This is a genomic window from Kitasatospora sp. NPDC008050, assembly GCF_042957465.1.
In the GTDB taxonomy this organism is placed as follows: domain Bacteria; phylum Actinomycetota; class Actinomycetes; order Streptomycetales; family Streptomycetaceae; genus Kitasatospora.
Genome location: NZ_JBIBIJ010000001.1, coordinates 467968 through 480185 on the forward strand (window position 1 = coordinate 467968; position 12218 = coordinate 480185).

Here is a 12218-nt window from a genome sequence, read left to right on the forward strand (position 1 = left end):
CGGGGCGGGGCCGGCGGGCGGCGGCCCGGCCCCCCACCCACCACCCACGCGGGCGCCCCCGCCCGGGCGCCCCGGCCCCGGGCCCCCCCCCCCCCCCCCCCCCCCCCGCGCCCCGACCGTGGTGACAGCGAACCGACCGGGGGGCGGCAGCGGCGGCGGACAGTCTTGAGCCATGACAACGACCGCCACCGCCCCGAACGACCGGGGGCACCTCACCGCACTCCCCCGCGACAGCCGGCCCAACGCCGTGGAAGCCCGCGGGATCGTCAAGCGCTTCGGCGGCCCGTCGGGGACCACCGCGCTGGACGGCGTGGACCTGACGGTCCGCCAGGGCACCGTGCTCGGCGTGCTCGGCCCCAACGGCGCCGGCAAGACCACCCTGATCCGCGTGCTCTCCACGCTCATCAAGCCGGACGCCGGCACCGCCACCGTCGGCGGGTTCGACGTGCTGCGCCAGCCCAAGCAGCTGCGCCGCACCATCGGCCTCACCGGACAGTACGCCTCGGTGGACGAGCTGCTCTCCGGCTACGAGAACCTCTACCTGATCGGCCGGCTGCTCGACCTCTCCCGCAAGGACGCCAAGGCCCGCGCCAACGAGCTGCTGGAGCGCTTCTCGCTCACCGAGGCGGCCCGGCGCGAGGCCAAGACCTACTCCGGCGGGATGCGCCGCCGGCTGGACCTGGCCGCCAGCATGATCGGCCACCCCCAGGTGCTCTACCTGGACGAGCCCACCACCGGCCTGGACCCGCGCACCCGCAACGAGGTGTGGGCGGAGGTCCGGCGGATGGTGACGGACGGCACCACCGTGCTGCTCACCACCCAGTACATGGAGGAGGCCGAGCAGTTGGCCACCGACCTGACCGTGATCGACCGCGGCCGGGTGATCGCCAACGGCACCGTGGCCGGGCTCAAGGAGCAGGTCGGCGGACGGACCCTGCGGATCCACCCGGCCCACCCCGGCGACCTCGCCGAGATGGCCCGGAGCCTGACCGGGGCCGGCATCGCCGGTGCCGTCGGCGAGCCGCAGCGCGAACTGCTCACCGTGCCGATCGGCGACGACGCGCAACTGACCGCGGTGATCGGCGTGCTCGCCGGCCACGGCTTCGGCATCGCGGGCATCGACACCGAGGTGCCCAGCCTGGACGAGGTCTTCCTCGCGATCACCGGCAAGCCGTCCGCCGACACCACCGAGGAGACCCAGCGATGACCGCCGCGACCGCCACCCTGCCCCGCCCCGCCGGCCACCTGGCGGCCGACAGCCGGGCCACCCCGCGCGACCACCTGCGCCACATCGGCGCGCTGACCCGCCGCAACCTGATGCGGATCAAGGCCGACCCGGAGTCGATGTTCGACGCGATCCTGATGCCGATCGTCTTCACGCTGCTCTTCGTCTACGTCTTCGGCGGCGCGGTCTCCGGCAACCAGCAGGCCTACAAGCAGTACCTGATCCCCGGGCTGCTGGGCAGCACCGGGCTCAACCTGGCCATGGCGGTGGGCACCGGCCTCAACAGCGACCTGGCGACCGGGGTGATGGACCGGTTCCGCACCCTGCCGATCGCCCGCTCCTCCGTGCTGGTCGGCAAGATGCTGGCCGAGGCGCTGCGCGGACTGCTCGCCTTCAGCATCCTGATCGGCTTCGCACTGATCCTCGGACTGCACCTGCCGACCGGTGCGCCGGGCGTGCTGGAGTCGATCGCGCTCTCGATGGTCTTCGCGATGTCGCTGGTCTGGCTCTCGATGCTGCTGGGCCTGACCGCGCGCAGCCCGCAGGCCGTCCAGGGCCTGGGCATGCTGGTGATGATGCCGCTGCAGTTCGGCAGCTCGATCTTCGCGCCGACCGGCACCATGCCCGGCTGGCTGCGTGCCTTCACCCACTACAACCCGCTGTCCAACCTGGCCGACGCCAACCGCAGCCTGATCAACGGCGGTCCGCTGACCCACTCGGTGACCCTGGTGCTGGTCTGGTCGCTGGGGCTGGCCGCGCTCACCGCGCCGCTGGCGGTGACCCGGTTCCGCAAGCGGGTCTGACACGCCCGCCGACGGGCCGTCAGGCCTCCTGCGCCAACCCGTCCACCAGGGCCGTGATCGCCTCCCAGGAGAGCGCACGGCCCTGTTCGACGCACCGGTCGAACTCCGCTGCGCCCAACAGCACGGTCAGGTACCGCTGTTGGCGCTCGCGCTCGGCCCGGTCCACGAAGGATCCCCGGACGTTGCGCCAGCCGCTGTGCACCCCGTACAGCACGGCGGCACGCGCGGCGGTGCCCTGGTCACCGTCCCGCTCGGCCTGCGCCAGCTGGACCCCGATCACGACCGGCAGCACCTGCAGCATGCTGTGCTGCGCGAAGAGGAAGGCGTCCGAGCGCATGCGGCGCAGCGTGCTCAGCCCCGCCCGCAACAGCCGCATCCCCTCCTCCACCTCACCGCACCGGGCCGCCGCCGCGGCCTCGAAGCAGTCCAGCACGCCGCCCATCAGGCCCAGCTGCGCGATGCCGGCCGGGCCCTGCCGCAGCTCGCGCAGCTCGGCCAGGGCGGCGTGCTCGTCCCCCCGCTGCATGGCCAGCGCACCGAGCAGCAGACGGCCGAAGAACAGCGCGCCGCGCTCCTCCTGTGCGCCGTGCGCGCTGGCCGCCACGCCGGTGCGGATCATCCGCTCGCCCTCGGCCTCGTCCAGCTCCAGCAGCGCCTCGCCGAGCCGGATCTGGAGCATCGGCACCTCCTGCGGGGCGCCGGTCTCCTCGGCCAGCTCGATCGCGCGCCGGTAGGCGTCGATCGCACCGGCCGTGTCGCCGTAGTGGCCGGCCGTCTCGGCCTGGACCCCCAGGCTCTCGGACAGCCCCCAGCCGTCGCCGAGCCGGGTGTAGATCGCGATCGCCTCCTCGCCGTCCAGCCGGGCCTGCTCCAGTCCGCCGACCAGGTCGTTGGTGAACCTGGCACGCACCTGCAGGACCCAGGCCAGCTCGCTCTGCCGGCCGTACCGGCGACAGCCCGCGACCACCCCCTCCAGCAGCCGCGGCATGCTCTCGAACCGCTCCGTCAGCAGACTCGCGAAGATCCGCAGCAGCGGCGGGTGGGTGAAGGACTGCGGCAGGTCCGGGTGGTAGAGCCGGTTGATCTGCCGCACCCGCTCCAGCACATCGATCTCGTCGGCCAACTTCTCCTCGAACCTGAAGCGGGCGACCGTCTGGAAGATTCCGGCCTGGCGACGGGCCTCGGCCAGCACCGGCTCCGGCCACGGCAGCGGGTGCTCCAGCGGCCCCTGCTCGAGCGGTTCGGGCAGTGTGGCGTCGGCGGTGAACGGGTCGGGCCCCAGCAGGCAGACCTGGTTCAGCCAGTCCGCGGCCTCGGCCTGGAAGTCGCGCAGCATCCAGAACCACGACATGGCGAGCACCAGGCTCAGCGCCTGCTGCTCGGCCCCGGTGTCCACCGCGTGGCGCAGCGCGGCCCTGACGTTGTCCTGCTCCCGCTCCAGCACGAGCAGCGCCCGGGCCTGCCGGCGACCGTGCAGGTCGAAGTAGGCGGTGCACACCAGTTCGCGGAAGACGGTCAGGTGGCGCTCGGCGGCCGCGTCGCCGCCGGACTCGGCCAGCTTCTCGGCGGCGTACTCGTGGATCGTCTCCAGCATCCGGTAGCGCGGCGGGCCCTGCGGGTCGAGACCGGCCACCAGCAGCGATTTGTCGACCAGCGAGAGCAGCAGCTCGGCCACCTGCCCGGAGCGCACCAACTCGCCGTCCGCGCAGACCCGTTCGGCGTCCTCAAGAGCGGCGCCGGCGGCGAAGACCGACAGCCGGCGCAGCACCGCGCGCTCACGCTCGTCCAGCAGCTCCCAGCTCCAGTCGACCACCGCGCGCAGCGTCTGCTGACGCGGCAGCAGCACCCGGCTGCCACCGGTGAGCAGGGCGAAGCGGCTGTCCAGCCGGTCGGCCAACTGGCGTGGCGTCAGCCCGCGCAGCCGGGCGGCGGCCAGCTCGATGGCCAGCGGAAGCCCGTCCAGCCGGCGGCAGATCTCGGCGCAGGCCGCATCGTCCTCGGCCACCGCGAAGCCGGCCCGGGCGGCCGCGCCGCGCTCGCCGAGCAGCCGCAGCGCGATCGGGTCGGGCAGCGGCTCCACCGGCAGCAGCATCTCGCCGGGCACCCCGAGCGGCTCGCGGCTGGTCGCCACGATGCTCAACTGGGGGCACTCGGCCAGCAGTTGGTCGGCGAGTTCGGCGGCGGCCTGGATCACGTGCTCGCAGTTGTCGAGCAGCAGGAGCATCCGGGCCCGGCCGCAGTGCTCGACGATCCGGCGCACCGGGTCCTCCGGGCGGCCCTCGGTGAGGTTCTGGTGCAGCACGGTGGCCCGCAGGCCGAGCGCGGAGAGCACCGCGCCGGGGACGGCGGCCGGGCTCTCCAGCGGCGCGAGTTCGGCCTGCCAGACGCCGTCCGGCCAGTGCGCGGCGGCCTGGGCGCGGCGGCCGGCCTCCAGGGAGAGCCGGGTCTTGCCCGAACCGCCGGGCCCGGTGAGGGTGATCAGCCGGGCCGAGCCGATCAGCTCGGCCAGCGCGTCCAGGTCCTGCTCCCGGCCGACGAAGCTGGTCAGCCCGAGGCGCAGGTTGCCGGTGGCCGGAGCGGCGGGGGCGGGCAGGGTCGGGACGGGCACCGCGGGGACGGACGCTGCGGGGGCGGGCACTGCCGGGGTGGGCACTGCCGCGGTGGGCGGCGCGGGGACGGGCGGCGCGGCCGGTATCCGGAGCGACGGCCCGGCGGGCGCCTGCCGGAGCAGCTCCTGGTGGACGGCCCGCAGCTCGGCCCCCGGATCGGCGCCCAGCTGCTCGACCAGCGCCCGGCGCAGCCGCTCATAGCGCTCCAGGGCCTCGGCGGTGCGCCCGAGCCGGTGCAGCGCGCGGATCCACAGCACGTGCAGCGGCTCGTCCAGCGGATGGTCGGTGCAGAGCCCGGCCAGCTCGGCGGCCACCTCCGCGGAGTGCCCGAGCGCGAGGTCCGCGCCGATCCGGTCCCGGCGCGCCTCGGCCCACTGGGCCTCCAGGCGCACCGCGCGGCCCGCCCGGTCCGGCAGGTCGGCCAGCACCGGGCCGCGCCACAGCGCCAGCGCGGCGCGCAGTTGCCCGGCCGCGGCCGCGGCGTCGCCGGCGGCCAGCGCGCGCCGGCCGAGTGCGGACAGCTCCTGGAACCGGTCCAGGTCGCTGTGGGCCGCGGTCAGCCAGTAGCCGCCGGGCCCCGAGCCCACCTCCGCGCGCCCGATGGTGCGGCGCAGCCGGCCCACCAGGGTCTGCAGCGCGGCGCCCGTGTCCTGGGGGAGTTCGCCGTCCCAGACCTCGGCGACCAGGACGTCGGCCGGTACCGGGCGCCCCTGGCGCAGCACCAGCGCGGCCAGCAGCGCGCGCAACCGGGCGCCGCCGAGTGTGACCGGGGTGCCGTCATCGTGATGGGCGGTCGTGGTACCGAGGATTCCGTAGTACACGGGATCATTCTGCGGCCTGCCGGACGGCTCCACTGCCGGATTTCCGGGTCCGGCGCCACGCCCCGGGAGCCGTGGTGGAACGGGCCCGGGCCGTGAGGCGTTCACCTGGCGGCGCTTGTCCATCGCCCGGGCCGACCGGCATGATCGATGGGACCGGGCCGAACCGCCCAGTGATCCGCCCCACCAGCCATTCGCCGAACGGCCTGGCGACCCACCGACGGAGACCCGTTTTCATGAGCTTTGCCGACACACGCCGCTCGAACAGCGAGGAGCGCCGGATCAGCCCGGTGTTCTGGGTGTTGCTGGGGATCCTGGGCGCCTCGGGCTGGGCAGTCTGGACCGGGTTCGGCTCGGCGGGCTTCGGCGTCTTCCTCTTCGTGGTCGCCGGCTGGATGGTCTCGCTCTGCCTGCACGAGTACGCGCACGCCAGGACGGCGCTGCACGGCGGGGACATCACAGTGGGCGCCAAGGGCTATCTGACGCTCAACCCGTTCAAGTACGCGAACGCGCTGATGAGCTTCGTGCTGCCGGTGGTCTTCGTGGTGCTGGGCGGGATCGGCCTGCCCGGCGGCGCGGTCTTCATCGAGCGGCACCGGATCCACGGGCGGCTCAAGCACAGCCTGATCTCGGCGGCCGGCCCGCTGGTCAACCTGGTCTGCGCGGTGCTGCTGCTGGCCCCGGTGGGCGCCGGCTGGCTCGACAACCTGCCCGGCACCACGCAGGTCGGCCCGTACGAGGTGAGCGTCTTCCCGGCCGCGCTGGCCTTCCTCGGCATGCTCCAGGTGAGCGCCGCGCTGCTCAACCTGCTGCCGGTGCCGGGCCTGGACGGCTACGGGATCATCGAGCCCTGGCTCTCGCCGCAGACCCGGCGCGCGGTCGCGCCGTTCGCGCCCTACGGGCTGATGGCGGTCTTCATCGTGCTCTGGCAGTCCCAGGTGAACGTCTGGTTCTTCAACCTGGTCTACAACGTGATGAGCCTGTTCGGCGTCAAGGGCGGCTACGCGGACCTCGGTCAGTACCTGTTCCGGTTCTGGTCCCACTAGGGCCGGTGGGCCCGCTCCCGACCGGGCCGCTACTGGCCGGGCCGCTGCTGACCGGGCCGTTACTGGCCGGCCCGCTGGGCGAGCTTCTCCTTGCGCAGCAGGTACCAGGCGATGTTGCTGGCCACGCCCGCCAGCAGGACCCAGATCACCCCGAGCCAGTTGCCCTCGAGGAACGAGACCACCGCGGCGGCCAGCGCGAGGACGATGACGATCAGGGCGTACAGGGCGTTGCGGGGCATAGCGGCGGGCTCCAGCGGTCGGCGGGTGTCGCGGCCATTCTCCCGGAAGGCCCGGACCCACCCCAAGCCGGGTGGGTCCGGGCCTTCCGTGTCGTCACGCGAAGTCGGCCGTCAGGCGTCTCGGACGTCGGTGATCCGCAGCCCGGCGTGCGCCTTGTAGCGGCGGTTGACCGAGATCAGGTTGGCCACCAGCGACTCCACCTGGTGGGCGTTGCGCAGCCGGCCCGCGTAGATGCCGCGCATGCCCGGGATCCGCTCGGCCAGCGCCTGGACGAGGTCGGTGGCGGCGCGCTCGTCGCCCAGGACCAGGACGTCGGTGTCGATGCTGTCGATGGACGGGTCCTGGAGCAGCACCGCGGACAGGTGGTGGAAGGCGGCGGTGACCCGCGAGTCGGGCAGCAGGGCGGCGGCCTGCTGGGCGGCGCTGCCCTCCTCGGGGGTGAGCGCGTAGGCGCCCTGCTTGTCGAAGCCCAGCGGGTTGACGCAGTCCACCACGATCTTGCCGGCCAGCTCGGTGGCCAGGTTCTTGAGCAGTTCGCCGTGCCCGTCCCAGGGCACCGCGATGATCACGATGTCGCTCTCCCGGGCGGTTCGGGCGTTGTCCGCACCGCGGACCCCGAGCCCGAGCTCGGCGGCCGCCAGCTCGGCCCGCTCGGCGCTGCGCGAGCCGATCACCACCTGCTGGCCGGCCTTGGCCAGCCGGTAGGCCAGGCCGCGGCCCTGGTCACCGGTGCCGCCGAGGACGCCGACCACCAGCTCACCGATGTCGGGACGCTCACGGGTGGGGGCCGGGGCCGGGGCGGCGCCGCTCGTCGCGGCGGGGCCGTTCGCTGAATCGAGGGAAGTCATACGAGGATCCTGCCAAAGCCGCGGGCCCAGCTCCATCCTGTCGCCATGGACGTGACGAGAGTGAGCGCGCTGCGCGAGGTGCTGTCCGGCTCCCCGTTGCTGGACGCGACCAGGGATTTCGCCGGCTCGCTGCGCACCGCGGTGACCAGACGCAGCGCGCGCGGCCTGCTGCTGGTCGGCAGCACCGGCTACGAGCCGTGGCACCTGACGGCGCACCTGGGCGAGGAGGCCGCCTGGTCCCAGGTCCCGCAGCTGGCACCGACGTTGATCCGCCACCAGGTGGCGCCCGGCGCGGCCGTCCCCGCCCAGCTGCGGCACGACCTGCGGCGCCTGGCCACGGCCGGGCGCGGCGAGACGGTGCTGGTGGTCAGCCCCGAGGCGGCAGGCTCGGGGCTGCTGGAACGGGTGCGGGACGCGCGCCGCGGCGGGGCGACGGTGCTCGCGCTGGAGGCCGGTGACGCCGACCTGGCCGCCCTCGCGCACGAGCGGCTGACGGTCGACAGCCCCGAGGAGCCGGGATTCGACCTGGTGCAGCACCTGGTCAGCGCGGCCGCCGGCGAGCGGCCCCGCTCGCGCCTGGGGGCGCTGGCCGGACTGTCCAGGCTGGCACGGCAGTTCACCACGGAACCGGTCAACCGCTGGTGAGCCGGGCGGTTCGGGCCACCACCGGCCCCCTGCCGGCGGACCCTCATAAATGCGTTGCGGTGACCCCGGGGACGCCGGAGCATGGCAGCTCGTGAGTGAAGAGAATCCGGCCCGACCGACCCTGCTGAGCCGACTGCGCCCGGACCTGACGCCCTGGCGCTCCTCGCGGGACTTCCGGCTGCTCTGGGGTTCGGGCTGCGTCTCCAGCTTCGGCAGCTTCCTCACCTATGTCGCCGTGCCGCTGCAGATCAAGCAGCTGACCGGCTCCTACCTGGCGGTCGGCGCCATCGGCGTGGTCGAGCTGCTGCCGCTGATCGTCTTCGGCCTGTGGGGCGGTGCGCTCGCCGACGCGCTGGACCGGCGCAAGCTGGTGCTCGGCGCGGAGGCCGGGCTCGGCCTGCTGAGCGGGCTGCTGCTGCTCAACGCGCTGCTGCCGCACCCGATGCTCTGGCCGATCTACCTGGTCGCCGCGCTGGTCGCGGCGCTGGACGGCCTGCAGCGCCCGGCGCTGGACACCCTGGTGCCGCGGATCGTCGCGCACGAGCAGCTGACCTCGGCCTTCGCGCTGATCTCGCTCTATCGCAGCACCAGCACCGTGCTCGGTCCGGCGCTGGCCGGCTTCGTCGTCGCCTACAGCGGCCCCGGCACCGCGTACGCGCTGGACGTGCTCAGCTTCGCGGCCTCGCTGCTGCTGCTCGCCCGGATGCGCGCGGTGCCGCCGCCCACCGGCGCCGTGAAGCCCTCGGTGGCCGCGGTCATGGCCGGCGTCCGGTACGCCTGCAGCCGCCCCGAGCTGCTCGGCACCTACGTGGTGGACATCGCCGCGATGCTCTTCGCCTTCCCCAACGCGATCTTCCCCTTCCTCGCCGACGACCTGCACGCGCACTGGGCGCTGGGCCTGATGTACGGCGCCTCGGCGGTCGGCTCGCTGGTCGTCTCGGCCACCAGCGGCTGGGCCGGCTCGGTGCACCGGCACGGCCGGATGGTGGTGCTGGCCGCGCTCGGCTGGGGTGTGGCGATGACCGGGGCCGGGCTGACCGGCTCCATCTGGCTGGTGCTGCTCTGCCTGGCCGCGGCCGGCGGCGCCGACATGGTCAGCGGGATGGGCCGCTCCACCATGTGGAACCAGTCCATCCCCGACGAGTTGCGCGGGCGGCTGGCCGGGGTGGAGCTGCTGAGCTACTCGGTCGGCCCGCAGCTGGGGCAGGTCCGGGCCGGCGGGACGGCCTCGCTGGTCGGGGTGCGCGGCTCGGTCTGGCTGGGCGGGCTGGCCTGCGTGCTGAGCGTGGGCGCGCTGGCGGCGGTGCTGCCCAAGCTGCTCGCCTACGACGCGCGGACCGACCCGCACGTCGCGGCGGTCCGCGCGACGCGCGAGCGGCAGGCGGACCCGGCGGGGGCGGCCGCCGCGTCCTGAGCCCGCGTCAGTCCTCGTCGTCCTTGGGGCGGTCGTGCCAGCGCGGGTCGTTCTCCCACTCCGTGTTGCGCTCGCGGGCCGTCTCCATCGCGTGGGCGGCCTCGTCGCGGGAGGCGTACGGGCCGAAGCGGTCCTTGGCCGGGCACTCCGGGCCCTCCTCGACCTTCTGGTGCTTGAGGCAGTAGAACCACTCGCCCGGCTTGCCGGCCGTGGCTCGCTTGAACAGCGCCATCATCGCTCCTCCTGATCAACGTCCTGATCAACGTCCAGGTCGGCGTCCTGGCCGGCGTCCTGGTCGGCTCCCGGTCCGCATCGCCCGGGCCTGCTGTCCGGTATACCCGGTTCAGTCCCGGGCGCGTCCGGACCGGGCGATAGACTCGCGGCCATGGCTCACCTTGTTCCCGGTACCCAGTCCCCCACTCGCAAGGTCCCGGCGCACATCGCCCGCCCCGAGTATGTCGGCAAGCCCTATCCGACGCCGTACACCGGGCCCGAGGTGCAGGACGCGGAGACCGTCGAGAAGATGCGGATCGCCGGCCGGATCGCCGCGCAGGCGATGGCGGCGGCCGCCGAACTGATCGCACCCGGGGTGACGACCGATCAACTGGACGCGGTCGCCCACACCTACATGTGCGACCACGGCGCCTACCCGTCCGACCTCGGCTACCGCGGCTTCCCGAAGTCGGTCTGCACCTCGATCAACGAGGTGATCTGCCACGGCATCCCGGACTCGACCGTGCTGCAGGACGGCGACATCGTCAACATCGACGCCACCGCGTACATCCACGGGGTGCACGGCGACCTGAACGCCACCTACCTGTGCGGCGAGGTCGACGAGGAGTCGCGGCTGCTGGTCGAGCGGACCCGGGAGTCGCTCGACCGGGCGATCAAGGCGGTCAAGCCGGGACGTCAGATCAACGTGATCGGCCGGGTGATCGAGTCCTACGCCAAGCGCTTCGGCTACGGCGTGGTGCGCGACTTCACCGGCCACGGGATCAACACCTCGTTCCACTCCGGCCTGATCATCCCGCACTACGACAGTGACCGGGCGACCGAGGTGATCAAGCCCGGGATGACCTTCACCATCGAGCCGATGCTCACGCTGGGCACCTACGACTACGAGATCTGGCCGGACGGCTGGACGGTGGTCACCAAGGACCGCAAGCGCACCGCCCAGTTCGAGCACACCCTGCTGGTCACCGCCGACGGGGCGGAGATCCTCACCCTGCCGTAGCCGGCGAACCAGCGCCGAGGAGCAGTGGCCGATCAGCCGATCAGCCACTGCTCCTCGGCGACCGCGCCGACCTCGGTGCAGGCGTCGGTGAGCACGTCGAGCACCCGCAGCGGGTCCGGCAGCGGCTGCTCGGGCCCGCGCAGCCAGCGGACCTCGGAGCCGTCGGGCAGCGCGGCCGGCGGCAGCAGGGTGTAGGAGCCCCGGCAGTGCCAGCGCAGACCGGGGTGCTCGGACATGGTGTCCGGGTGGGTGTCCAGCTCGCTCGACCACCACTCGTCCTCGTCCTCGGGAGTCCCCCGGGTGGTGGTGAAGAAGAGGTAGCGATCCTCGCCGACGGCCGCCACCGGCCCCTCCACGCCCAGCGCGGCAAGCCGCTCCAGCGCCAGGCGCCCGGCCTCGGCGGGAACGTCCAGGACGTCGTGGGCACGGCCGGTGGCGGTGATGAAGTTGGTCTGCGGGTCACGGGCGAGCCAGCGGGAGAGCTGCTCGGGATCGGTGGTGGCCTGCGACTGCCAGGCGAAGGAGACCGGGTGCTGGGCCGGGGCGGGACAGCCGACCCGGTCACAGGAGCAGCGGTGGCCGGCCGGATGCGCGGCGGGCGCCAGCGGGAAACCCGCCCGGACGGCGCCGAGCAACAGGTCGAGCCGGGCCGCCGGGGAGGTCGCGCCGCCCGCCGCCGACCGCTCGCGCTGGTGATCGCGTCGCGGCCACCAGGCCGTCCACCTGCTGCTGGCTTCCATCGGGCCCCTCTCGCACGGCTGTGACTGGTGTGCCACAGCGTCGACGCTCCTACGGACGCAACGCCCGACGCCGCTCGCGGCTTCCCGGGATCACCGGAGACCGTCTGGCCGGCGACCGCCGGCCACGCCGACGCGCACCGTTCGCGGCCCGTGGGGGCCGGCTGGCCCAGGCCGGGCCCGAGGGCGTACAGAGCAGGATAAGGGAGTTCGGGGGTGTCACCGACCCGGGGGTGTTTGGGTCCGCAGCCAGGATGATGCGAAGCTGGCCGGATGAGGAGCGCGGATACGGAATTCATCGGCGGGCCGCTGGACGGCCGGGTACTGCCGATCTACCTGAGCCCGTTCAACGCCGTGCCCAAGGTGTACAAGGTGCCGGTCCCCGCGCACGGCGAGGAGCCGGCCCGGACGCTGGTCTACCTGCGGGCCAAGCGGTACAGCGCCAAGGGGCGCCCGCGCTGGGTCTACGAGTACGCGCCGGAGCAGTCCGGGCAGCCGCAGCCGCCGGACGGCTCCGACCAGCCGGACGGCCCGAAACTGCCGGACGGCCCTGAGCTGCCGGACCGGCCGGAGTAGCTCCGGGCCGGTCCGGACTGCCG

12 protein-coding genes are annotated in these 12218 nt (G+C 73.7%); 7 read left to right on the forward strand and 5 right to left on the reverse strand.

Going from position 1 to position 12218, the window contains the following annotated elements:
* The first annotated feature begins 247 nt into the window (after positions 1-247).
* Together ACFZB9_RS01970 and ACFZB9_RS01975 are read left to right on the forward strand one after the other, a co-directional pair.
* Positions 248-1207 (forward strand): ATP-binding cassette domain-containing protein, encoded by a 960-nt coding sequence (locus ACFZB9_RS01970; protein WP_391443314.1) that lies wholly within the window; start codon positions 248-250, stop codon positions 1205-1207.
* Entirely contained in the window at positions 1204-2028 is an 825-nt protein-coding gene (locus ACFZB9_RS01975; protein ID WP_391442926.1) for an ABC transporter permease, read from the forward strand. Before ACFZB9_RS01970 ends, ACFZB9_RS01975 begins: the two co-directional genes overlap by 4 nt.
* A 19-nt stretch (positions 2029-2047) precedes the next feature.
* On the opposite strand, the gene ACFZB9_RS01980 is transcribed toward ACFZB9_RS01975, so the two are convergent.
* Positions 2048-5458, reverse strand: coding sequence for a BTAD domain-containing putative transcriptional regulator (locus tag ACFZB9_RS01980; protein WP_391442927.1), 3411 nt, complete (start codon positions 5456-5458; stop codon positions 2048-2050).
* A 233-nt stretch (positions 5459-5691) separates the two neighbouring features.
* Here ACFZB9_RS01980 and ACFZB9_RS01985 point away from each other — a divergent pair, with 233 nt between their 5' ends.
* Entirely contained in the window at positions 5692-6501 is an 810-nt protein-coding gene (locus ACFZB9_RS01985; RefSeq protein ID WP_391442929.1) for a site-2 protease family protein, read from the forward strand.
* A 59-nt stretch (positions 6502-6560) separates the two neighbouring features.
* Here the strand turns inward: ACFZB9_RS01985 and ACFZB9_RS01990 are convergent, their stop codons facing one another.
* Positions 6561-6740 (reverse strand): hypothetical protein, encoded by a 180-nt coding sequence (locus ACFZB9_RS01990; RefSeq protein ID WP_327069475.1) that lies wholly within the window; start codon positions 6738-6740, stop codon positions 6561-6563.
* A 111-nt stretch (positions 6741-6851) separates the two neighbouring features.
* Entirely contained in the window at positions 6852-7589 is a 738-nt protein-coding gene (npdG, locus tag ACFZB9_RS01995; RefSeq protein WP_391442931.1) for an NADPH-dependent F420 reductase, read from the reverse strand.
* A gap of 45 nt (positions 7590-7634) precedes the next feature.
* Between npdG and ACFZB9_RS02000 the strand changes: the two genes are divergently transcribed.
* Positions 7635-8234: a hypothetical protein gene (locus ACFZB9_RS02000; protein WP_391442932.1), complete on the forward strand. Its 600-nt coding sequence runs from the start codon at positions 7635-7637 to the stop codon at positions 8232-8234.
* Positions 8235-8325: 91 nt separating this feature from the next.
* Complete coding sequence (locus ACFZB9_RS02005; protein WP_391442934.1) at positions 8326-9648, forward strand: MFS transporter; 1323 nt, start codon at positions 8326-8328, stop codon at positions 9646-9648.
* A 7-nt stretch (positions 9649-9655) separates the two neighbouring features.
* Here the strand turns inward: ACFZB9_RS02005 and ACFZB9_RS02010 are convergent, their stop codons facing one another.
* Positions 9656-9880, reverse strand: a complete 225-nt coding sequence (locus ACFZB9_RS02010) for a hypothetical protein (RefSeq protein WP_391443315.1) — start codon at positions 9878-9880, stop codon at positions 9656-9658.
* A 153-nt stretch (positions 9881-10033) separates the two neighbouring features.
* On the opposite strand from ACFZB9_RS02010, the gene map reads away from it, so the two are divergent.
* Positions 10034-10882 (forward strand): type I methionyl aminopeptidase, encoded by an 849-nt coding sequence (map, locus tag ACFZB9_RS02015; RefSeq protein WP_391442935.1) that lies wholly within the window; start codon positions 10034-10036, stop codon positions 10880-10882.
* Positions 10883-10914: 32 nt separating this feature from the next.
* Here map and ACFZB9_RS02020 read toward each other — a convergent pair whose 3' ends face one another.
* Entirely contained in the window at positions 10915-11622 is a 708-nt protein-coding gene (locus ACFZB9_RS02020) for a bifunctional DNA primase/polymerase (protein ID WP_391442937.1), read from the reverse strand.
* A gap of 270 nt (positions 11623-11892) precedes the next feature.
* On the opposite strand from ACFZB9_RS02020, the gene ACFZB9_RS02025 reads away from it, so the two are divergent.
* On the forward strand, positions 11893-12195 hold the full coding sequence (locus ACFZB9_RS02025) for a hypothetical protein (protein WP_391442938.1): 303 nt from the start codon (positions 11893-11895) through the stop codon (positions 12193-12195).
* The last annotated feature ends 23 nt before the right edge of the window (positions 12196-12218 follow it).

Coding starts and splice junctions, on each gene's coding strand:
- ACFZB9_RS01975 (WP_391442926.1), top strand. CDS start 1,204: ATGACCGCCGCGACCGCCACCCTGCCCCGCCCCGCCGGCCACCTGGCG.
- ACFZB9_RS01985 (WP_391442929.1), top strand. CDS start 5,692: ATGAGCTTTGCCGACACACGCCGCTCGAACAGCGAGGAGCGCCGGATC.
- ACFZB9_RS01990 (WP_327069475.1), bottom strand. CDS start 6,740: ATGCCCCGCAACGCCCTGTACGCCCTGATCGTCATCGTCCTCGCGCTG.
- npdG (WP_391442931.1), bottom strand. CDS start 7,589: ATGACTTCCCTCGATTCAGCGAACGGCCCCGCCGCGACGAGCGGCGCC.
- ACFZB9_RS02000 (WP_391442932.1), top strand. CDS start 7,635: ATGGACGTGACGAGAGTGAGCGCGCTGCGCGAGGTGCTGTCCGGCTCC.
- ACFZB9_RS02010 (WP_391443315.1), bottom strand. CDS start 9,880: ATGGCGCTGTTCAAGCGAGCCACGGCCGGCAAGCCGGGCGAGTGGTTC.
- map (WP_391442935.1), top strand. CDS start 10,034: ATGGCTCACCTTGTTCCCGGTACCCAGTCCCCCACTCGCAAGGTCCCG.
- ACFZB9_RS02020 (WP_391442937.1), bottom strand. CDS start 11,622: ATGGAAGCCAGCAGCAGGTGGACGGCCTGGTGGCCGCGACGCGATCAC.
- ACFZB9_RS02025 (WP_391442938.1), top strand. CDS start 11,893: ATGAGGAGCGCGGATACGGAATTCATCGGCGGGCCGCTGGACGGCCGG.